Here is an 18,572-nt window from a genome sequence, read left to right on the forward strand (position 1 = left end):
TATGCCTGTTCAGTATTGATTTTTGATCCCCGGTTACGGCTTCAGCGTCAAACCCAAATCAAGATTGACCAGACAGCAGCAACCAGAGTCGGATAGAAAGTTCCAGCAAACCCCAGCGCGCGCAAAGGTGGAGATATCAGGTAACCAAGCCAGAAAACTACTCGCATCAGGGTAAAGCCAAGGCCCAATGAAATGGCGACGGCTCCACCCAATGTAAGGGCAACAAAAGGCCATATCGCCAGTGCCAGAACAAGCTGCTCAACTGTGTTAGCCAGCACCCGCTGCGCGATCTCTTCCGGCGAGCCATGGGCAAATGGCTCGCCATCTATAATTGTGTCGTCAAAAAATCGCCGCTGTGCCAGAAACCCGATCACTGCGACCAGAAACAGACCCGGCACCAGCAAGGCAGCAGGTAGTGCAAGCGGCGCTGGAATGTAACCAAAGCCCAACCATTGTGGCCCGCCGACCAGCAGCAGCCCCCAAAGGCCACCGCCGATCATTCCCAGTGCAATCTTACCGCGTTTCCCCATCAGGTACGGGTGGCGCGGATCAGTTGCAGTATGTCCTGTGCCGCCTCGGGAATATTGGTGCCGGGGCCAAAGATCGCCTTTACGCCAGCATCATACAGGAACTGATAATCCTGCTGCGGAATGACCCCACCGCAGATCACCAGAATGTCGCCCGCGCCTGCGTCTTTCAACGCTTGCACCAATTGAGGGGCCAATGTCTTGTGACCAGCAGCCTGACTTGAAATGCCAATCACATGCACATCATTGTCGATGGCATCCTGTGCCGCCTCAGCAGGCGTTTGGAACAACGGCCCCACGTCGACGTCAAAGCCGATGTCTGCAAAAGCAGTGGCGATGACTTTGGCGCCACGGTCATGACCGTCCTGACCCATCTTGACCACAAGAAGACGTGGGCGTCGGCCCTCTTCCTCGGCAAAGTTTTCGATGTCTTTTTGAATGGCAGCAAAGCCTTCGTCGCCCTCGTAAGCGGCGCCATAAACACCGGCCAAAGTTTTCACCTCTGCGCGGTGACGTCCAAACTCTTTCTCCATTGCCATCGAAATCTCCCCCACTGTGGCCCGTGCACGTGCCGCCTCAACCGCGGCGGCCAACAGGTTGCCCCCCTCATTGGCACAGGTGGTTACGGCCTCCAGAGCCGCCTCACAGGCGGCAGTGTCACGTGTGGCACGGATTTGTTCCAGACGCGCAATCTGACTGTCACGTACAGCCATGTTGTCCACATCCAGAATTTCGATTGGGTCCTGTTTATCCAGACGGTACTTGTTGACACCAACAACCACTTCGTCGCCACGATCCACCATCGCCTGCCGTTTGGCCGCACTCTCTTCGATGCGCAGCTTTGGCATCCCCGAGGCCACGGCCTTGGTCATGCCGCCCATATCCTCGACCTCTTTGATCAACTCCCAGGCTTTGTCGGCCAGCTCAGCCGTCAGGCTTTCGACGTAGTAAGACCCGGCCAGTGGATCGACCACATTGGTAATGCCAGTTTCTTCCTGCAGGATCAGCTGAGTGTTGCGAGCCACACGCGCCGAGAAGTCTGTCGGCAGGGCAATCGCCTCGTCCAGGGCATTGGTGTGCAGCGACTGGGTGCCGCCAAGAGCTGCCGCCATCGCCTCATACGCGGTGCGCACGACGTTGTTATAAGGGTCTTGCTCCTGCAACGACACGCCGGATGTCTGGCAATGGGTGCGCAGCATTTTGGAGCGTTCCGATTTGGCGCCGAATTCGGTCATGATGCGATGCCACAGCAGACGCGCAGCACGCAGCTTGGCAGCCTCCATGAAGAAATTCATGCCAATGGCAAAGAAAAAGCTGAGACGGCCAGCGAATTTATCGACGTCCATTCCGGCCTCGATCGCGGCGCGCACATATTCGCGGCCATCAGCCAAAGTATAGGCGAGTTCCTGCACCAAATTGGCGCCGGCCTCTTGCATGTGGTAGCCGGAGATTGAGATCGAGTTGAACTTGGGCATCTCGCTCGAGGTGTATTCGATGATGTCGGACACAATCCGCATCGAGGGTTCCGGTGGGTAGATGTAGGTGTTGCGGACCATGAATTCTTTGAGCACGTCATTCTGAATGGTGCCGGCCAGTAGCGATTTGTCATGGCCTTGCTCCTCACCAGCCACGATGAAACTGGCCAGAATTGGGATCACTGCGCCGTTCATGGTCATCGATACTGAGACCTTATCCAGCGGGATACCATCGAACAGAATTTTCATATCTTCGACAGAGTCGATGGCCACACCGGCCTTGCCAACATCGCCTTCTACCCGCGGGTGGTCACTGTCATAGCCACGGTGTGTCGCCAGATCAAACGCAACCGAGACCCCCTGCTGGCCTGCGGCCAGATTGCGGCGATAAAAGGCGTTGCTCTCTTCGGCGGTGGAGAAACCGGCATATTGCCGGATGGTCCAAGGGCGGCCAGCATACATCGTGGCCTTGACGCCACGCGTAAAGGGGCCGGTGCCGGGCATTGATCCCATATGGGGCAGATCAGCCGTGTCTTCTTCGGTATAAAGCGGCTTGACCTCGATCCCTTCGAGGGTCTGCCAGTTCAGATCATCAACGGCACGTCCGCGAAGCTCTTTTTCAGCCAGTGCCCGCCATTCGTCTGTCTTGGTCGTCATGGGGTCTTCCTCTTGTCAGGTCTGTCTGGGTCGGGTTCATGCCCTGCCCTATTTTGTTTGGATCTTGTTTCAGCTGCACTAGGCCATCGCCGCCAGCGGCCAACCACATCAGGTCGTCTGCATAGGTTTCGCGAAGGGCCGCAATCTGTGCGTCGTCAAAGGGTTGCCAGCGTCCCTGCCCTGTGGGCAATTGATCAGCCACCGAAGACTGAAGCTGCGTGCGCAGTTCCTCCAGATGCGGTGTGGCATTCAGGCGGATACGGGCATGAGCACGTGGCATGTCCTGACCTATCATCGCAGAAAGCTGCGCCTCAGGGCGGCCACCAAAAGTTTCAAACGGCATCGCCCAGATACGGGCGCCGGGAACAGCACAGGCCACATCGGTCAGCACATCCCGCCAACTGCGGGGGCTGTCTACCAGCCGGTCCAGCATTGCCGCACTGGGCACCCGGTGACCACGCGAGACGCCATAGGCAAGCGCAGAGGCCCAATAGGTTTCCAAGCTGCGTAAGTTCACAACCACATCCGTGACGCGCCCATCAAACGCCTGAGCAAACCGCGCCATCCGTTCGCCGACACCACAATAGAGCGCACCAAGGCGCAGATTTTCGCGCACAGTTCCCATCATGTTCTCATCGGTGATCAGCAGGTGATCCAACCCAAGATCCATGCTGCGGGTCATATGCATCTGCACCCGCCCAATGGCACGACGGTGCTGGTCGCGACCTGTGGCAGCCGAAGGTGTTGGCAAAATACCGTTGAACAACCCATTACGTGTGCGATGTGGGCCCCAGAAGCCAATATTCTGCTCGTCCAGTGCCTCAGCATTTTGGCGCAGATATTCCTGAAAGCTGGTGGTGGCGCAGCGATGTGCCCCAATATGCAAGAAAACGTACATTGCTTTGCCCGTCCTATGGCCACTGGCCACGCGGTGCAGCCGATTTGAAGAAAACTGCATGCACATTACCTGCAGCCCCTCTCAAACCGATTAACGAAGATTGAGTTTTTCCAAGATCGGGTCATTTCCCCCATCGCATTCTGCGCAGGGACGCATATATTCAACAGGACAGGAGACATTATGAAACCATTCCTTGCCCTTGTTCTGGCGACCTTTCTTCCGGCCACTTTAGTGGCGCAAGATGCCGCAGAGACTGTGACCCCGGCGTTGATCCAGCCCGGAAGTGATAGCGACCTTAGCGAGTTTCTGTGGAAGAATCGCCCCGTCGTCGTCTTTGCCGACAGTCCGGATGATCCACGGTTCCACGAACAAATAGAGCGTCTGTCGCAAGGCGCCGAGGCGCTGTTTGATCGCGACGTGGTGGTCTTAGTGGATACAGACCCGGCCGCCGATTCAGTGTTGCGCCAGAAACTGCGGCCACGTGGATTTATGCTGGTGCTAGTGGGTAAAGATGGAGGCGTAAAATTGCGCAAGCCAAGCCCATGGACCGTGCGCGAGCTGAGCCGCACCATCGACAAATTTCCGTCGCGCATGCGCGAGGTTGAAGAACGGCGCGGCAGCTGAACCATCAGACTGTTCCCCGCGAGAAGAACAGCCGTTCGTTGCGCCGGTCCAGCACAGCCATCACATTGCCGTTCGGGTCGAACATCAACACGGCCTCTGGATCTAAGAGCGCCCGAAGATAGGCGTTTTTGGTCGTTTCATCCATGCAACCCTTGCCCGCTACGCCAGACGACAGCACCCCTAGCCCCTGTGGCAGATCCTTCGTCATGATCTGTTCTGACACCGCATTCGGCGACAGGCCTTTGACATCAAACGCCACAGCCTCACCGCTTTTTAGCAACGTCATACCAGTGGCCACCGACCGGGCCTTGGATATCAGTGAAGTGATCCGGACGCCTTCGACTTCAAACACACCAGCGGTGCAGCTCATCGAGGATTTGAAATAGCTGGTATCGCCCAAAGAGACCCAATCGCCAATTTGGGCGCGCACCTCATCTTCTTTGTCCATGGCGCAACCAGCCAGTCCGGTCAGGGCCAGCGACACCAAAACCGCTTTTGCAGTTCGGCGATATGATTGCGCCAAGGTCATATCTTATTCGAACTCCATGATCACGTCGTCCACTGCCAAACTGTCACCAGCGGAGGCATTAACCTTGGAAACGGTGCCCTTCTTCTCGGCCTTCAGGATGTTTTCCATCTTCATTGCTTCGACGGTGCAGAGGGCTTGGCCTTCTTGGACTTCATCCCCCACCTGAACCGCCACATTGACGATCAGGCCGGGCATCGGGCAGAGCAACAGTTTCGAGGTATCAGGTGCGACTTTCTCGGGCATTAGCTTGGCCAGCTCAGCCTGACGCGGGGTGCGCACATGCACCTTCATATCTGCGCCGCGAGACCGGATGCGGAAGCCACCGGGGATTTTGCCAACCTTGAGCACCAGCTTTTCGCCGTCCACGTCAAGATCAGCCAGTTGATCACCGGGGGTCCAGCTGCTGGTGACCCGTTTCTCGGTGCCGTCGGCAAAGACAATGGTTGACCCATCGTGGTCTGCGTCAATTGTCATCGCATAGTCTTCCCCCTGCAATGACACCACCCACTCAACACCAACACGGCGTTCGTGGTTGTCCATGCGGCCTGACACGCGGGTGCGACGAATTTCAGCAACACGGTGCATGGCGGCACTAGCAGCTGCAATGCGCTGCAGTGCCTCCGCTGGCAGTTCAACACCTTCGAATCCATCGGGATACTGCTCTTCGATAAAGGCAGTGGTCATTTCACCGGCGATAAAGATCGGATGGTCCATCACTGCTGACAAAAATGGCAGGTTGTGGCCAATGCCCTCGACCTCGAACCCGTCCAGCGCATTGCGCATGTGTTCGATTGCCTCACCCCGGGTCGGCGCCCAGGTACAGAGCTTGGCAATCATCGGGTCATAATACATCGAAATCTCGCCGCCTTCATAGACGCCGGTGTCGTTACGTACGACGTGGCTTTCTTCGACCACCTCAAATGGTGGGCGATAGCGGGTCAGGCGTCCGATAGAAGGCAGGAAGCCGCGATAAGGATCTTCGGCGTACAAGCGGTTTTCGATCGACCAGCCGTTTAGCTTTACGTCAGCTTGCGCAATAGTCAGCTTTTCGCCATTGGCAACGCGGATCATCTGTTCAACCAGATCGACGCCGGTGATCAACTCGGTCACCGGGTGTTCCACCTGCAGGCGGGTGTTCATTTCCAGGAAGTAGAAGTTTTTGTCGCCATCGACAATGAATTCCACGGTGCCTGCGCTGGCGTAGTCGACCGCCTGGGCCAGTGCCACAGCCTGTTCGCCCATCGCCTTGCGGGTGGCCTCGTCCAGGAACGGGCTTGGCGCTTCTTCCACCACTTTTTGTTGGCGACGCTGGATCGAGCATTCGCGCTCGCCCAGATAAATGCCGTTGCCATGGCTGTCACAGAGCACCTGAATTTCGATGTGGCGCGGTTGGGTGATGAATTTCTCGATGAAAATCCGATCATCGCCAAACGAGTTGGCTGCCTCATTCTTGGACGACTGAAACCCTTCGCGGGCCTCTTCGTCGTTCCAGGCAATCCGCATGCCTTTACCACCGCCACCAGCCGATGCCTTGAGCATCACCGGATAGCCGATCTCTTTTGAGATTTTCACCGCTTCGTCCGCGTCGGCGATCAGCCCCATGTGGCCCGGAACCGTCGAGACGCCAGCCTCTTGGGCGATTTTCTTCGAGGTGATCTTGTCACCCATTTTCTCAATTGCCCCAACTGGGGGCCCCACAAAGGCGACGCCTTCAGCGGCCAGTGCCTCGGCGAATTTTGCGTTCTCAGAGAGGAAACCATAGCCGGGGTGCACCGCCTGCGCGCCGGTTTTACGGATGGCATCCATCACCTTATCGATCACGATGTAAGATTGGTTGGCTGGGGGGGGGCCGATATGCACCGCCTCATCCGCCATTTGCACATGCAGCGCCTGTCGGTCTGCATCCGAATAGATGGCGACGGTCTGGATACCCATCTTGCGCGCGGATTTGATAACGCGGCAGGCGATCTCGCCCCGGTTGGCGATCAGGATCTTGTTAAACATGGGCAGTCCTTTGTCTTCGGGATGTCGTAACGCAATTCACCGCGTTCCAGCGAAGGGCCGGACGCGGTGAATGCGAGGTGTTCGTAACAGCGATAAGAGGCTGGTGGGTCAGCCAGGCAAAGCAAGCAAAAGGGCTAGCAGTTGCGAGTTTTGGTGTTGCAATAGATAAGGTTTGAAGCCACGCCAACGGCGGCGCCGGTAAGCGGGTTTGTATTGAGCAGCACCGAGCCAAGAGCCCCTGCGCCTGCGCCAATTGCAACCTGTTCCCCGGTTGTGCTGCCACAGGCCGCCAAGCCTGCACAAAGCCCAAAAACGAGCGTGATTTTACCTGCCTGCATTGTTGAATTCCCTTCTGCTGAGGTTTTGCTTTGACCGTTGTCAAAGCGCCTCGCACGGGGGCATTCAAGGCTAGCACGTTCACGCCATTTTTTTGCGCAAATAGATGCCGAAACAGTGGCTTGACCCGGCGACATCCCGCCGCCCACTGCTGAGAGATATAGGCAGACACAGCAGTGGCCCCAATCACACAGGATCTGGCCACCTGCGTGACCGCTCCGCGTTGATTTATGAGCCGTGCCTGCAACATCTTACTGTTTACTCTCCAAACACGTCGGGAAAGGACAATTGCGCTACGCGCAGGTCCAGAACCAGTAGAGCGTCATAGCTTTCGGGATCAAAAGGGTCTTCAGCAGCCAGGATTTCACGTTCGAACAGCCAGCTGATACGTCCGGCGTCCAAGTTGCCGCGTTCAAAAGGCTGGTCGCCAAAGTGTTCCCACAGGGCCTTGATAAACCCGGCATCCGCACGCCGGTCAGCCGGGCGGCGGTCATGATAACGTTCACGACGGGAAAGTGCCGTCACCCCTTTGGGATTAGGACGTCGAATGGTGAATTGGAAATCTGTGCCTGGCAGTCGGCCAGGGAATCCGCGATGTTTTAGCATTGGAGCGCCTCCAGCCCGGCGCCGCGCGGATGATTGGGGACCGACCGCAGGGCCGGGCCCCAAGTTTTGTTATTTGTATTTGCCAGTATAAGCCGGCTCAACCGAGATGGGCTCTGGGTCGACGATGACAAATTCTTCTTCTTGCTGCGTACAAGCAGCGATGGCGGCCAGCAGGCCAACCATTGCGAATAGTTTGATGCTCTTGGACATTTCTGTCTCCTGTTTGAACAATTGAAACCAGCACGGCGTTGAGCCATTACCAGTTTCGACCTCATAGAATGGACAGCAAAATTGCAGCCCGCGCCAATGATAGCCGGAATTTCAACCAGATTACATCCAAATAGGGGCATCACCGGGGCATGTGACCGCAAAGCCGCAACATTCCGGCGAGACAGGACCTGCATCGCAAGATATTGAGGAGACATCAGAACTCCTCCCATATGCAGCGATTGCCATCAGGGGTGTAGCTCTCGAAAAACTGGGTGGCATCTGCATCCAGCGCTCCAAAGGCCACCGGACGGTCCATCAGCGATATGACCACCCGCGCCGGGGTGATCTCATGGCTGGTTAAATAGGGCAAGGCCAGCGCGTCACAGAGATAGTCCATATCCGGTCCGGCCAGATCATAGCTGACACTGCCCGTGTCACGGGTGATCGCAGGCGCAACAAAACGGAACCGCACCCACAACTCACCCGGATCACTGTCAAGCAGCACCTCGGTTAGGGTAACGTCCTGACCTGATGGTACGGGAAAGACTTCAACCGCATGGGCAGGATTGGTGGTGAGCAGCAGGGCAACCAGATATCCGCAGCCCCACCCCCCAAATTGGCGGGCTCCTCCGGGTGGGGCTACTGGCGCAGCACCATCGGCGCGCGCTGTTCTATCTTGGCTGAAGCGGATCATGGTGTAGGTGTGTGGCTCATGTCAATTGTTTATGGATGAACCTCGCCAAAATGCCTTAGTAAGCTTTTGGCGAGATAGAACAGCAAATCTGGACCACGCTTACAACGGAATATTATCGTGTTTCTTCCACGGGTTTTCTAGCGACTTGCCCCTAAGCGAAGCAAAAGCGCGAGAGACGCGGCGGCGGGTGGAGTGCGGTTGGATCACTTCGTCGATGAACCCACGCTCAGCCGCGACAAATGGATTGGCAAAGCGATCTTCATAGTCGGCGACGTGCTCAGCGATTTTGTCGGCGTCATCCAGATCAGTACGATGGATGATCTCGGTGGCCCCCTTGGCGCCCATCACCGCAATTTCAGCAGTGGGCCAAGCATAGTTGAAATCACCACGCAAATGCTTGGACGACATCACATCATAGGCTCCGCCGTAAGCTTTGCGGGTGATCACGGTGACCTTGGGCACGGTGGCTTCGCCATAAGCAAACAGCAGCTTTGCGCCGTGTTTGATGACGCCGCCGTATTCTTGCGAGGTGCCGGGCAAGAAGCCGGGCACATCCACCAGCGTCAGGATCGGGATCTCAAAGCAGTCACAGAAGCGGACAAAGCGGGCCGCCTTGCGTGAGCTGTCAATGTCGAGACAACCGGCAAGAACCGTAGGTTGGTTGGCAACAACGCCAACGGTCTGGCCCTCGAGACGGATAAATCCGGTCAGGATGTTCTTGGCAAAGTCTTCCTGAATTTCGTAGAAATCGCCTTCATCCGCGACCTTGTGGATCAGCTCTTTCATATCGTATGGGGTGTTTGGATTGTCCGGGATCAGGGTGTCCAGACTGTCCTCGATCCGGCCCGGTTCATCAAAGAACGGACGCACCGGAGGCTTTTCACGGTTGTTCAGCGGCAGGAAGTCGACCAGACGGCGGACCTCGGCCAGCGCCTCCACGTCGTTTTCAAACGCGCCATCCGCCACCGAAGACTTCTTGGTGTGGGTCGAAGCGCCGCCCAATTCTTCGGCTGTGACCGTTTCGTTGGTGACCGTTTTGACCACGTCGGGGCCGGTCACAAACATGTAAGATGTGTCTTTGACCATGAAGATGAAGTCGGTCATCGCTGGGGAATAGACCGCACCACCGGCACAGGGCCCCATGATCACCGAGATCTGCGGCACCACACCCGAGGCCATGACATTGCGCTGGAACACTTCGGCATAGCCAGCCAACGAGGCAACACCTTCCTGAATGCGCGCGCCACCAGAATCATTGATGCCAATCACCGGTGCGCCATTTTGCATCGCCATGTCCATGATTTTGCAAATCTTTTGCGCATGAGTTTCTGACAAGGAGCCGCCAAAGACTGTGAAGTCCTGAGAATAGAGATAAACCATGCGGCCATTGATTGTGCCCCAGCCCGTGATCACGCCATCACCGGCAGGGCGTTGTTTTTCCATACCAAAATCGGTGCAGCGATGGGCGACAAACATGTCGAACTCTTCAAAGCTGTCTTCGTCCAGCAGCAGTTCGATACGTTCACGAGCGGTTAGTTTACCGCGGGCGTGCTGTGCATCGATGCGACGCTGACCGCCGCCCAACCGTGCGTCCTGACGGCGGTTTTCCAGCTCGGAAAGGATGTCTTTCATGGCCCATGTCCCCTAATGATTTAACGCGACCATATCTTGCGCCACACACGGACCCAAGGTAATAATCGCAAATTTGCAAACTCTATACATCCAACCTCCAGCTAACTGCAAATCAGCTAATAGGCATACTTAAGTTTTGACGCGCCGTTGTCATGGACAATAGTGACCATGTGACCTAAGCCAGACCACATGCAGACTTCATCGCGCCGTTTTTTTAAACGCACCAGCCCACCCCATATCTCGACACTGATCCTGCTGGCAGGCATATCCGCGCTGGGGATGAATGTGTTCCTGCCCTCGCTGCCGGGCATGGCGGTGTATTTCGAAGCAGACTATCGCCTGATGCAGCTGTCTGTTGCGCTGTATTTGGCCGTGAACGCTGTGGTTCAGGTCATCGTTGGGCCGATCTCTGACAAAATTGGGCGTCGCCCCGTCATCCTGGCCGGAATCGTATTCTTCCTGCTGGCGACCCTTGGCTGTATCATGTCGCCAACGGCCGAGATCTTTTTGCTGTTTCGCATGGCCCAGGCCGTTGTTGCCGTCGCCATGGTGCTGAGCCGCGCGGCTGTTCGCGACCTGTACGACGCTGACCAGGCCGCCAGCATGATTGGCTATGTCACTATGGGTATGGCCGTGGTGCCAATGATTGGCCCCGCCATTGGTGGCGCGCTGGATCAGGCCTTTGGCTGGACCGCCAACTTCTGGCTCTTGTTCGGCATGGGGCTGCTGATCCTCGCCTTCACCTATTTCGATTTTGGCGAAACGGCTCACAAAAGCGGCAAAACGCTGGTGGCTCAGTTCCGCGAGTACCCCGAACTGCTTCGCTCCCCGCGCTTTTGGGGCTATTCGCTGGCGTCGGGCCTGTCATCTGGCGCGTTCTTTGCCTATCTCGGCGGCGCGCCTTTTGTCGGCACCGAGATCTATGGCCTGAACACTGCACAACTGGGCCTTTATTTCTCAGCTCCGGCCGTGGGTTATTTCGCAGGTAATTTCTTGTCGGGCCGATATTCGATGCGGATTGGCATCAACCGCATGGTGTTCTGGGGCTGTTGGATCAACGGAATTGGCGTGGCACTGTCGCTGGCGCTGGCCTTTGCTGGGCTCGATAACGTCTACACCTTCTTTGGCTTTATGACCTTTGTCGGAGTTGGCAACGGCATGGCAATTCCAAACTCAACCGCTGGTGCCCTGTCCGTCCGCCCACATCTGGCCGGTACGGCCTCGGGATTAAGTGGCGCATTGATGCTTGGCCTTGGCGCCGCACTCAGTGCCTTTGCAGGCTGGGTCCTGGGCGCGGGCTCTACAGCAGTGCCGCTGCTAGTGATCATGCTGGTTACCGCTGTACTGGGCATCACCTCAATCATGATGGTCATTTCACGCGAGAGACAGTTGGGCTTGCAATAGCGTAGCACCACTGCGACGCCCTGCCCCTTGCGGCTATGACTTTGCAATTCTACAGTTCCATGAACTCGGATTTGCAAAGGCACCCCTATGGCCCCTCAAAAACTCTATGCCGGTGCCAAACTTCGCGAGATGCGAACCCGGCTGACGCTGACGCAAAAGGATTTTGCCGCCAAGCTTGGGGTGTCTTTGCCCTATCTGAACCAGATGGAGAACAACAACCGCCCTGTCAGTACGACGGTGGTTTTGGCCTTGGCTCAGGAATTTGGCCTGGATGTCACCGAGCTGAGCAGCGGGGATTCAGAACGTCTGGTCAGTGATATGCGTGAGGCCTTGGCTGATCCGGTGTTTGCCGATGACGCGCCTCCGCTAGCGGACTTACGTCTCACCGCCTCCAACGCGCCCGCCTTGGCGCGGGCCTTTCTGGAGCTGCACCGGGCCTATCGTCAAACCCACGAAAGGCTTGCCTCGCTGGATGAGGCATTGGGGCGCGAGGATTCCCGCATTCAGGCCAGCCCCTGGGAGGAAGTCCGAGACTTCTTTCATTACTGCGACAACTACATTGATGCCGTAGACCGTGCAGCCGAGCATTTCGCCGGCGACGCTGACAGCCGCAGTGCGGCGATTTCCACGTTGCGGGATCTTGGCGTCACCGTGAAAGAAGTCGAAATGGATAGTCTGCGCCATTACGATGCCACCAACCGCACGCTGCAACTCTCCAACCGGGCAACGCCACAAACTCAGGTGTTTCAATTGCTGTTGCAGGTCGCGTTACTGCGCCAGAACAAGTTGCTTGAGGCAACACTGGATTTTGCTCGCTTCAACAGCGCCGAAGCCCGTGCCATCGCCAAGATTGGTTTGGCCAATTATTTCGCCGGGGCAGCCCTGATGCCTTACGGCCGATTTCTGGCAGCTGCGCGGGACTGCCGGCATGATCTGGAACTGCTTGCTACCCGGTTTGGGGCCTCAATCGAGCAGGTCGCGCATCGGCTATCAACGCTGCAACGGCCGGGGTCCAAGGGCATTCCCTTCTTCTTCGTGCGGGTAGATCAGGCAGGCACCATTACCAAGCGTCACTCCGCCACGCGGCTGCAGTTTGCCCGTTTTGGTGGGGCATGCCCGCTGTGGAATGTGCACCGGGCGTTTGAAACGCCCGGCCGTTTTCTGCGTCAGCTGGCAGAAACACCAGATGGGATCCGCTACATTTCACTGGCGCGGGATGTCTCAAAATCTGGTGGGTCGTTTGGCTCTCCAGTGCGCCGCTATGCTATCGCACTGGGCTGCGAGCTGCGCCATGCCGATGCCATTGTCTATGCAGACAATATGGATGTGGATAACGAAAGTGCCTATGAGCCGATCGGGATTTCCTGCCGGATCTGCGAGCGCCAGCATTGCCACCAGCGGTCAGTCCCGCCGCTAGAGCGGAAGCTAACCATCAACACTGACACGCGGGGCGTGCTGCCGTACGAGGTGAGCTGAAAGGCTGACCTTCTGGAAATTCAAGGTGGCCTTCCGCAGAGAAAGCAAAGCGCGGCCCGGCCTGACAGCCGGACCAAACTGTTGTTGAGTCAATTCCTTGAGCTCAGACTTTTGACAAGATGCCCCAGATCTTGTCCTTCAGCGCGGCCCGTGTCTTGCGCAGCTCGGCTTCGGCCTGTTCACTCGCCGGTTCAACATTGGTTTCCGCCCGATGCACAGCTCGGTTTACCTCGTGGTATTCATCCGCAAGCCGGGCAAAGTGCGCATCAGACTGTTTTAGCGCACTGATTACGCCGCTTTTCTCGGGGAATTCCGCCGCCAATTCATGTGGGGTATTTGCCATGTGTTCGCTCCTAAAATTTGGTTCGAACACAGGCTACTACAGTCTCAAGACCGACACTTTGACTGGGATCAAATCAACGCTGCGATCCCTGCCAATCCGGATGAAACCATGGCTCGGCATTTGACGATGGCAGGCTACGGTCCAAAATGTGATCGGCAGCTTTTTCACCTGTCATGATCGATGGCCCATTCAGGTTGCCATTGGTGATGCGCGGGAAGATCGAGCTGTCAGCCACCCGCAATCCCTCCACTCCGATAACCCGGCATTCCGGATCAACAACCGAGGTCGGATCACTCGCCGCGCCCATGCGACAGGTGCCGCAGGGGTGAAAGGCACTTTCGACGTGCTCGCGAATAAAGCTGTCCAGCTCATCGTCACTCTGCAGATCTACACCCGGCTGGATTTCACTTTTGACAAAGGGTTTGAAGGCCTCTTGGTCGAAAATCTCGCGAGTCAGACGGATGCACCGGCGGAAGTCCTGCCAGTCCTGTTCGCTGGACATATAGTTAAACAGAATATTCGGCGCTTCTTTCGGATCTGCGCTGGCCAGCGTCACAGCCCCGCGTGAGGGTGAGCGCATAGGGCCGACATGGGCCTGAAACCCGTGCCCCTCGGCAGCGGCCTGCCCGTCGTACCGCACCGCCATAGGTAAGAAATGATACTGAATGTCCGGGTAATCCACCCCAGCCTGCGATCGAATGAAGGCTGCAGATTCGAACTGGTTCGACGCACCCAGCCCGGTTTTGGTGAACAACCACTGCGCCCCAATCATTGCCTTGCTGAACAGGTTCCAGTGCTTGAACAGAGTGATCGGCTGCGAACAGGCCATCTGCAGATACAGTTCAAGGTGATCCTGCAGGTTTTGCCCAACTCCGGGCCGGTCTGCCACAAGATCAATGCCGTGTTCCGCCAGATGCGCCGCCGGACCAATACCGGACAGCATCAACAGCTTGGGTGAATTCAGAGAGCTGGCAGAGAGAATTACCTCGTTGTTGGCGCGGATCACTTCAACTTTGCCGCCACGTTCGACCTCGACCCCGACAGCCCGGCCTTGTTCGATCATCACCCGGCGCGCAAAAGCACGCGTCAGGGTACAGTTGGGCCGCTGCAAGGCTGGACGCAAGTAGGCATTGGCAGCCGACCAACGCCGTCCCTTGTAAACGGTTTGCTCCATGGGGCCAAAGCCCTCTTGCTGGTGACCGTTGTAGTCATCCGTGACCGGATATCCCGCCTGACTGCCCGCGTCGACAAACGCATTATGTAGCGGATTATTGCGGGGGCCGCGCGAGATATGCAGCGGGCCGTCATTGCCCCGCCATGTCGCATCGCCTCCATGCCCGCCTTCGTGCCAGGACTCCATTCGCTTGAAATAAGGCAGGACATCCGCATAGCCCCAGCCCTGTGCACCGCTGGCAGCCCAATGGTCGTAGTCCCCTGCATGGCCACGCACATAGACCATGCCGTTGATAGAAGAAGACCCGCCAACCACCTTGCCGCGCGGGGTGACCAGTTGACGTCCCCCCAGATGTGGTTCGGGTTGCGATTTATAGCCCCAGTCATAAAGGCCCATGTTCATTGGGTAGCTCAACGCGGCTGGCATCTGGATCAGCGGACCAGCGTCGGTGCCACCGTGCTCAATCACCAGAACCTGGTGCCCGGCTTCGCTGAGGCGGTAGGCCAATGCGCAGCCTGCCGATCCTGCACCAACAATCACATAGTCCGCGTTCATTTATTTTCTCCGGTCGAATGTCCGTGGTTCACGGGTGAAAAATCTTGCCGAATTTCGACTTCTTAACGATCCAAACCATTTTCTGAACAGTCATACAAGTTTTTCTTATCCAAACAACAGCAGTTGCAACCCGGCGCTTGCTCGGCAATCATGCGGCATGAACAGAAAACGCATCCGCGACATCCGCAACGAAGAGCTTATTGAAGCCACAATCGTGGCCGTGCACAATCATGGGTACAGCGTTGTAACCATGGCAGATATTGCCCGTGAGGCCGGGGCTTCAGCCGCTTCGATCAATTATTACTTCGGTTCAAAAGAAGGCCTGATGGAAGCCACTATGCGCTATTTGCTGCGCAAGCTTCGTACGGCCATGATTACCGGCTACAAAACGTCACACAGCCCAACTGACAGGCTATACGCGGTGATGGATGCCAATTTCTCTGACCAGCTGTTCACCGTAGAGCAGTGCAGCATCTGGATGCAGTTTTGGGCCAATGCGCCCTATTCGCCCCACCTGGCGCGATTGCACAGATTGAACCGCGCACGGGTCCGCAGCCACTTCCGGGCGGAGCTGCGACACTTGCTCCCCGCTGAAGGTGTTGAGACCGCCCGTCAGGCGTTGCAGAACTATATGGATGGTGCATGGTTACAGGCTGCTCTTTCGGATCAGCCTCTTGACCCCGTATCTGCGCGGGCGGCAGCGCGTCGAGTTGTGGATCTGGTTCTGTCCTAACGCAGGACCACTTCTAGACCTTGGTAGCCATATCTGGTGGCGTGATTGCGCGGCGTTTCAACACCGCTTCACGCCAGGTGATAAAGCTTACCGCAGCCAGGATCAGTCCGCCACCTGCGACAACCCAGATATCCACCGGCTCGGCAAACATCAATGCGCCCAGCGCAGTGGCCCAAACCAACTGCAGGAAGGTCACCGGCTGTGTCACCGTCATCGGTGCAGAAGCAAAGGCCAGGGTCATCGCATAGTGACCGCCGGTGGCAAAACAGGCCACTGCAAACAGGATACCAACCTCAGCCAGAGTTGGGGTCACCCAAACCATCAGAGCAAAAGGTGCCAGCCCCAATGTCACCCAGATCGACAACATCGCCACCACCACAGTGGGATTGGTGCCATCAACGGTGAATTTAGCCAGAAGATACGACGCACCAAAGGCCATAGCCGTAAACAGCATCGCAATATGGCCGGGTGATACCTCACGAAATCCGGGTCGCAGAATAATCAGCGCCCCGATCAGTGCAGCGACAACTGCAGCCACACGCCGCAAGGCCAGTTTTTCACCCAAAAACAGCGCCGCTCCCAGCGTTACATAAACCGGTGACAGGTAATTCATCGCTGTAACCTCGGCCAATGGGATCTGTGTCATCGCATAAAACCACAGAATCACCCCTCCTGAATGAACCACACCACGGGTGGCAAACAATCCCCACATCTTTGCGGTCAGCCGCGCCCGGCGCACCGCACCCAACATCGGCACAAGAAAGACCAACCCCAGCAGATAGCGCAGAAATGCAGCTTCAGCCGGAGGAATGCGGCCGCCCAAAATTTTCACCAATGCCGTTACGGCCACAAAGCATAGCCCCGTGACCAGCATCCAGATGACGCCTTTAATCGGGTTATGGTGGGGGCTTTGGCTCATTAGGGGAACCAACACCCAAACTGAGGCAGGCACAACCCTTCACATGGCAATTAATTCTCTCTCGCATGTTCAAGTTCTTCTCAGCGGGACAGAACTGGGGATGGGCAGTTGCCCCCCCCGATGGGCGCCTAAGGAAGCGGAATGAACTCCTGGTCATCGCCGGGAGGCAATTGAAACCGACCATGTTGCCAGTCACCAGCCGCCCAGGCGGCCTTGGCCTCTTCGATTTTCTCTTTGGAAGAGGCCACAAAATTCCACCAGATGTGCCGCGGCCCGTTCATCGTCTCACCGCCCAGCGCCATCAACCGCGCGCCTTGTAGGCCCGCAGTGACGGTAATGGCATCACCGGGCCGAAACACCATCATGCGCCCCGCTTCAAATGTATCCCCGGCAATTTCAATGGACCCCTGGGTGATATAAAGCCCGCGATCCTCGTGGTCTTCGGGGAGTGGCAGCTTGGCGCCCGGCTGCAAAACAACATCCGCATAAAAGGTTTCTGAATACATCGTCACAGGCGCCTTTTCGCCCCAGGCAGAGCCAAGGATCAACCTCACCTGTTTGCCTTCGCCTTCAAGCAAAGGCAGCGCTGCCTTGCCGTGATGTTCGAAGCTAGCGGCTCTGTCTTCGTGGCTTTCCGGCAGCGCCATCCAGGTCTGAATGCCAAACAGTTTGCTTTCCCCCCGGCGTGTGGCCGCAGAGGTGCGTTCCGAATGTGTCACCCCCTGCCCAGCCACCATCCAGTTCACTTCACCGGGATAGATCATCTGATGGGTACCTAAACTGTCACGGTGTTCAAACTCCCCCTCATACAGGTAGGTAACTGTGCCCAACCCGATATGGGGATGCGGACGCACATCAATGCCCTGTCCGGTTAAAAACTCAGCCGGTCCGGCCTGATCAAAGAAGATAAACGGTCCAACCATCTGCCGACGCGGTGCGGGCAAGGCCCTTCGCACTTCGAACCCGCCCAGATCCCGTGCTCGTGGGATAATCACGGTTTCAATGGCATCCAGATTGCCCGCGTCGGGGCAGTGTGGTTCCAGGCTTGGGTTCCAACTCATCTTTGCCTCCTGTGTTGCTCTGTCTGAAAGGTAGCAACACAGGCTCAAAGGACCAGCCCGGCAAGGCGCACAAGCGCTGTGCGTTACATCATCAGCAGTTTTGCCGCGATCGCCCACATGGTCAGCCCCACCACCACGTCCAGAACCTGCCAGGAGCGAGGGTGGGCAAACAGCGGGGCCAATGCGGCCGCGCCATACCCAAGGGAAAAGAAAAACGTAAAGCTGGCAATTGCGGCCCCCAGCCCAAACAGCAAGGGCTGCGGATACTGGGCTGAAATTGCCCCCAGCAGCACAACTGTATCAAGGTAGACATGGGGATTAAGCCAAGTCAAAGCCGCCACCGTCATCAGCACTGGCAGCAAGGCCACCTCAACCAGCGCGCTGCCATTGGTTTGCAAGGCCTCTCCACCGCGCCAAGCCGCCAGTAGATTACGCGCACCATACCAAAACAGAAACGCTGCCCCTCCCCAGCGCATTGCCTGTTCGAACCAGGGCCAGACCAGGGTCAACGATCCAAACCCCATCACACCAGCTGTGATCAGCAACGCATCAGACGTGGCACAGGTTAGGCAAATCCAGAACACATGTTGGCGCCGCAACCCCTGACGCAGGACAAATGCGTTCTGCGAGCCAATGGCCATGATCAGGCTGAACCCAAGGGCAAATCCGGCAAATAGACTGGGCGACATATGATTTCCTATTCTGTTTGCAGTTT

19 protein-coding genes are annotated in these 18,572 nt (G+C 57.0%); 4 read left to right on the forward strand and 15 right to left on the reverse strand.

Going from position 1 to position 18,572, the window contains the following annotated elements:
• Positions 1-47: 47 nt before the first annotated feature.
• From FEE96_RS19530 to FEE96_RS19540, 3 genes are read right to left on the reverse strand one after another with little or no spacing between them, the layout of a single operon-like run.
• The gene (locus tag FEE96_RS19530; RefSeq protein WP_138164808.1) at positions 48-530 is read right to left on the reverse strand and encodes an MAPEG family protein; all 483 of its coding nucleotides are present in this window, start codon (positions 528-530) and stop codon (positions 48-50) included.
• Positions 530-2,659 carry a methylmalonyl-CoA mutase gene (gene scpA, locus FEE96_RS19535; RefSeq protein ID WP_138164809.1) on the reverse strand — a complete coding sequence of 710 codons (2,130 nt, stop codon included), beginning with the start codon at positions 2,657-2,659 and terminating at the stop codon, positions 530-532. The genes FEE96_RS19530 and scpA overlap by 1 nt, the downstream gene beginning before the upstream one ends.
• Complete coding sequence (locus FEE96_RS19540; protein ID WP_138164810.1) at positions 2,622-3,557, reverse strand: hypothetical protein; 936 nt, start codon at positions 3,555-3,557, stop codon at positions 2,622-2,624. The genes scpA and FEE96_RS19540 overlap by 38 nt, the downstream gene beginning before the upstream one ends.
• Positions 3,558-3,737: 180 nt before the next feature.
• On the opposite strand from FEE96_RS19540, the gene FEE96_RS19545 reads away from it, so the two are divergent.
• Positions 3,738-4,181 carry a DUF4174 domain-containing protein gene (locus FEE96_RS19545; RefSeq protein ID WP_138164811.1) on the forward strand — a complete coding sequence of 148 codons (444 nt, stop codon included), beginning with the start codon at positions 3,738-3,740 and terminating at the stop codon, positions 4,179-4,181.
• A 4-nt stretch (positions 4,182-4,185) separates the two neighbouring features.
• Here FEE96_RS19545 and FEE96_RS19550 read toward each other — a convergent pair whose 3' ends face one another.
• The 7 genes from FEE96_RS19550 to FEE96_RS19575 form a co-directional block, all read right to left on the reverse strand.
• Positions 4,186-4,710 (reverse strand): hypothetical protein, encoded by a 525-nt coding sequence (locus tag FEE96_RS19550; RefSeq protein ID WP_138164812.1) that lies wholly within the window; start codon positions 4,708-4,710, stop codon positions 4,186-4,188.
• 3 nt (positions 4,711-4,713) lie between these two features.
• On the reverse strand, positions 4,714-6,714 hold the full coding sequence (locus FEE96_RS19555) for an acetyl-CoA carboxylase biotin carboxylase subunit (protein ID WP_138164813.1): 2,001 nt from the start codon (positions 6,712-6,714) through the stop codon (positions 4,714-4,716).
• A 134-nt stretch (positions 6,715-6,848) separates the two neighbouring features.
• Positions 6,849-7,052 carry a hypothetical protein gene (locus FEE96_RS19560; RefSeq protein WP_138164814.1) on the reverse strand — a complete coding sequence of 68 codons (204 nt, stop codon included), beginning with the start codon at positions 7,050-7,052 and terminating at the stop codon, positions 6,849-6,851.
• 256 nt (positions 7,053-7,308) lie between these two features.
• Positions 7,309-7,656 (reverse strand): hypothetical protein, encoded by a 348-nt coding sequence (locus FEE96_RS19565; RefSeq protein WP_138164815.1) that lies wholly within the window; start codon positions 7,654-7,656, stop codon positions 7,309-7,311.
• Between the two features lie 69 nt (positions 7,657-7,725).
• Positions 7,726-7,866: a hypothetical protein gene (locus FEE96_RS23575; protein ID WP_167740349.1), complete on the reverse strand. Its 141-nt coding sequence runs from the start codon at positions 7,864-7,866 to the stop codon at positions 7,726-7,728.
• A gap of 214 nt (positions 7,867-8,080) precedes the next feature.
• Positions 8,081-8,560, reverse strand: a complete 480-nt coding sequence (locus FEE96_RS19570) for a DUF6497 family protein (RefSeq protein ID WP_138164816.1) — start codon at positions 8,558-8,560, stop codon at positions 8,081-8,083.
• Between the two features lie 99 nt (positions 8,561-8,659).
• On the reverse strand, positions 8,660-10,192 hold the full coding sequence (locus tag FEE96_RS19575; RefSeq protein WP_138164817.1) for an acyl-CoA carboxylase subunit beta: 1,533 nt from the start codon (positions 10,190-10,192) through the stop codon (positions 8,660-8,662).
• 189 nt (positions 10,193-10,381) lie between these two features.
• Between FEE96_RS19575 and FEE96_RS19580 the strand changes: the two genes are divergently transcribed.
• The gene (locus FEE96_RS19580) at positions 10,382-11,596 is read left to right on the forward strand and encodes a multidrug effflux MFS transporter (RefSeq protein WP_138164818.1); all 1,215 of its coding nucleotides are present in this window, start codon (positions 10,382-10,384) and stop codon (positions 11,594-11,596) included.
• Positions 11,597-11,683: 87 nt separating this feature from the next.
• Positions 11,684-13,072 (forward strand): helix-turn-helix domain-containing protein, encoded by a 1,389-nt coding sequence (locus FEE96_RS19585; RefSeq protein ID WP_138164819.1) that lies wholly within the window; start codon positions 11,684-11,686, stop codon positions 13,070-13,072.
• Positions 13,073-13,175: 103 nt separating this feature from the next.
• On the opposite strand, the gene FEE96_RS19590 is transcribed toward FEE96_RS19585, so the two are convergent.
• Together FEE96_RS19590 and betA are read right to left on the reverse strand one after the other, a co-directional pair.
• Complete coding sequence (locus FEE96_RS19590) at positions 13,176-13,415, reverse strand: HP1242/YdcH family protein (protein ID WP_138164820.1); 240 nt, start codon at positions 13,413-13,415, stop codon at positions 13,176-13,178.
• A gap of 73 nt (positions 13,416-13,488) precedes the next feature.
• Complete coding sequence (gene betA / locus FEE96_RS19595) at positions 13,489-15,144, reverse strand: choline dehydrogenase (RefSeq protein WP_138164821.1); 1,656 nt, start codon at positions 15,142-15,144, stop codon at positions 13,489-13,491.
• 157 nt (positions 15,145-15,301) lie between these two features.
• Here betA and betI point away from each other — a divergent pair, with 157 nt between their 5' ends.
• Positions 15,302-15,877, forward strand: coding sequence for a choline-binding transcriptional repressor BetI (betI, locus tag FEE96_RS19600; protein WP_138164822.1), 576 nt, complete (start codon positions 15,302-15,304; stop codon positions 15,875-15,877).
• A gap of 13 nt (positions 15,878-15,890) precedes the next feature.
• Here betI and FEE96_RS19605 read toward each other — a convergent pair whose 3' ends face one another.
• From FEE96_RS19605 to FEE96_RS19615, 3 genes are all read right to left on the reverse strand, one after another.
• On the reverse strand, positions 15,891-16,796 hold the full coding sequence (locus tag FEE96_RS19605) for a DMT family transporter (RefSeq protein WP_280817706.1): 906 nt from the start codon (positions 16,794-16,796) through the stop codon (positions 15,891-15,893).
• A 128-nt stretch (positions 16,797-16,924) separates the two neighbouring features.
• Positions 16,925-17,857, reverse strand: a complete 933-nt coding sequence (locus tag FEE96_RS19610) for a pirin family protein (protein ID WP_138164823.1) — start codon at positions 17,855-17,857, stop codon at positions 16,925-16,927.
• Positions 17,858-17,940: 83 nt separating this feature from the next.
• The gene (locus FEE96_RS19615) at positions 17,941-18,546 is read right to left on the reverse strand and encodes a LysE/ArgO family amino acid transporter (RefSeq protein ID WP_138164824.1); all 606 of its coding nucleotides are present in this window, start codon (positions 18,544-18,546) and stop codon (positions 17,941-17,943) included.
• Positions 18,547-18,572 lie beyond the last annotated feature (26 nt).

The sequence above is a fragment of the Parasedimentitalea maritima genome (assembly GCF_005771405.1).
In the GTDB taxonomy this organism is placed as follows: domain Bacteria; phylum Pseudomonadota; class Alphaproteobacteria; order Rhodobacterales; family Rhodobacteraceae; genus Parasedimentitalea; species Parasedimentitalea maritima.

Coding starts and splice junctions, on each gene's coding strand:
- FEE96_RS19530 (WP_138164808.1), bottom strand. CDS start 530: ATGGGGAAACGCGGTAAGATTGCACTGGGAATGATCGGCGGTGGCCTT.
- scpA (WP_138164809.1), bottom strand. CDS start 2,659: ATGACGACCAAGACAGACGAATGGCGGGCACTGGCTGAAAAAGAGCTT.
- FEE96_RS19540 (WP_138164810.1), bottom strand. CDS start 3,557: ATGTACGTTTTCTTGCATATTGGGGCACATCGCTGCGCCACCACCAGC.
- FEE96_RS19545 (WP_138164811.1), top strand. CDS start 3,738: ATGAAACCATTCCTTGCCCTTGTTCTGGCGACCTTTCTTCCGGCCACT.
- FEE96_RS19550 (WP_138164812.1), bottom strand. CDS start 4,710: ATGACCTTGGCGCAATCATATCGCCGAACTGCAAAAGCGGTTTTGGTG.
- FEE96_RS19555 (WP_138164813.1), bottom strand. CDS start 6,714: ATGTTTAACAAGATCCTGATCGCCAACCGGGGCGAGATCGCCTGCCGC.
- FEE96_RS19560 (WP_138164814.1), bottom strand. CDS start 7,052: ATGCAGGCAGGTAAAATCACGCTCGTTTTTGGGCTTTGTGCAGGCTTG.
- FEE96_RS19565 (WP_138164815.1), bottom strand. CDS start 7,656: ATGCTAAAACATCGCGGATTCCCTGGCCGACTGCCAGGCACAGATTTC.
- FEE96_RS23575 (WP_167740349.1), bottom strand. CDS start 7,866: ATGTCCAAGAGCATCAAACTATTCGCAATGGTTGGCCTGCTGGCCGCC.
- FEE96_RS19570 (WP_138164816.1), bottom strand. CDS start 8,560: ATGATCCGCTTCAGCCAAGATAGAACAGCGCGCGCCGATGGTGCTGCG.
- FEE96_RS19575 (WP_138164817.1), bottom strand. CDS start 10,192: ATGAAAGACATCCTTTCCGAGCTGGAAAACCGCCGTCAGGACGCACGG.
- FEE96_RS19580 (WP_138164818.1), top strand. CDS start 10,382: ATGCAGACTTCATCGCGCCGTTTTTTTAAACGCACCAGCCCACCCCAT.
- FEE96_RS19585 (WP_138164819.1), top strand. CDS start 11,684: ATGGCCCCTCAAAAACTCTATGCCGGTGCCAAACTTCGCGAGATGCGA.
- FEE96_RS19590 (WP_138164820.1), bottom strand. CDS start 13,415: ATGGCAAATACCCCACATGAATTGGCGGCGGAATTCCCCGAGAAAAGC.
- betA (WP_138164821.1), bottom strand. CDS start 15,144: ATGAACGCGGACTATGTGATTGTTGGTGCAGGATCGGCAGGCTGCGCA.
- betI (WP_138164822.1), top strand. CDS start 15,302: ATGAACAGAAAACGCATCCGCGACATCCGCAACGAAGAGCTTATTGAA.
- FEE96_RS19605 (WP_280817706.1), bottom strand. CDS start 16,796: ATGAGCCAAAGCCCCCACCATAACCCGATTAAAGGCGTCATCTGGATG.
- FEE96_RS19610 (WP_138164823.1), bottom strand. CDS start 17,857: ATGAGTTGGAACCCAAGCCTGGAACCACACTGCCCCGACGCGGGCAAT.
- FEE96_RS19615 (WP_138164824.1), bottom strand. CDS start 18,546: ATGTCGCCCAGTCTATTTGCCGGATTTGCCCTTGGGTTCAGCCTGATC.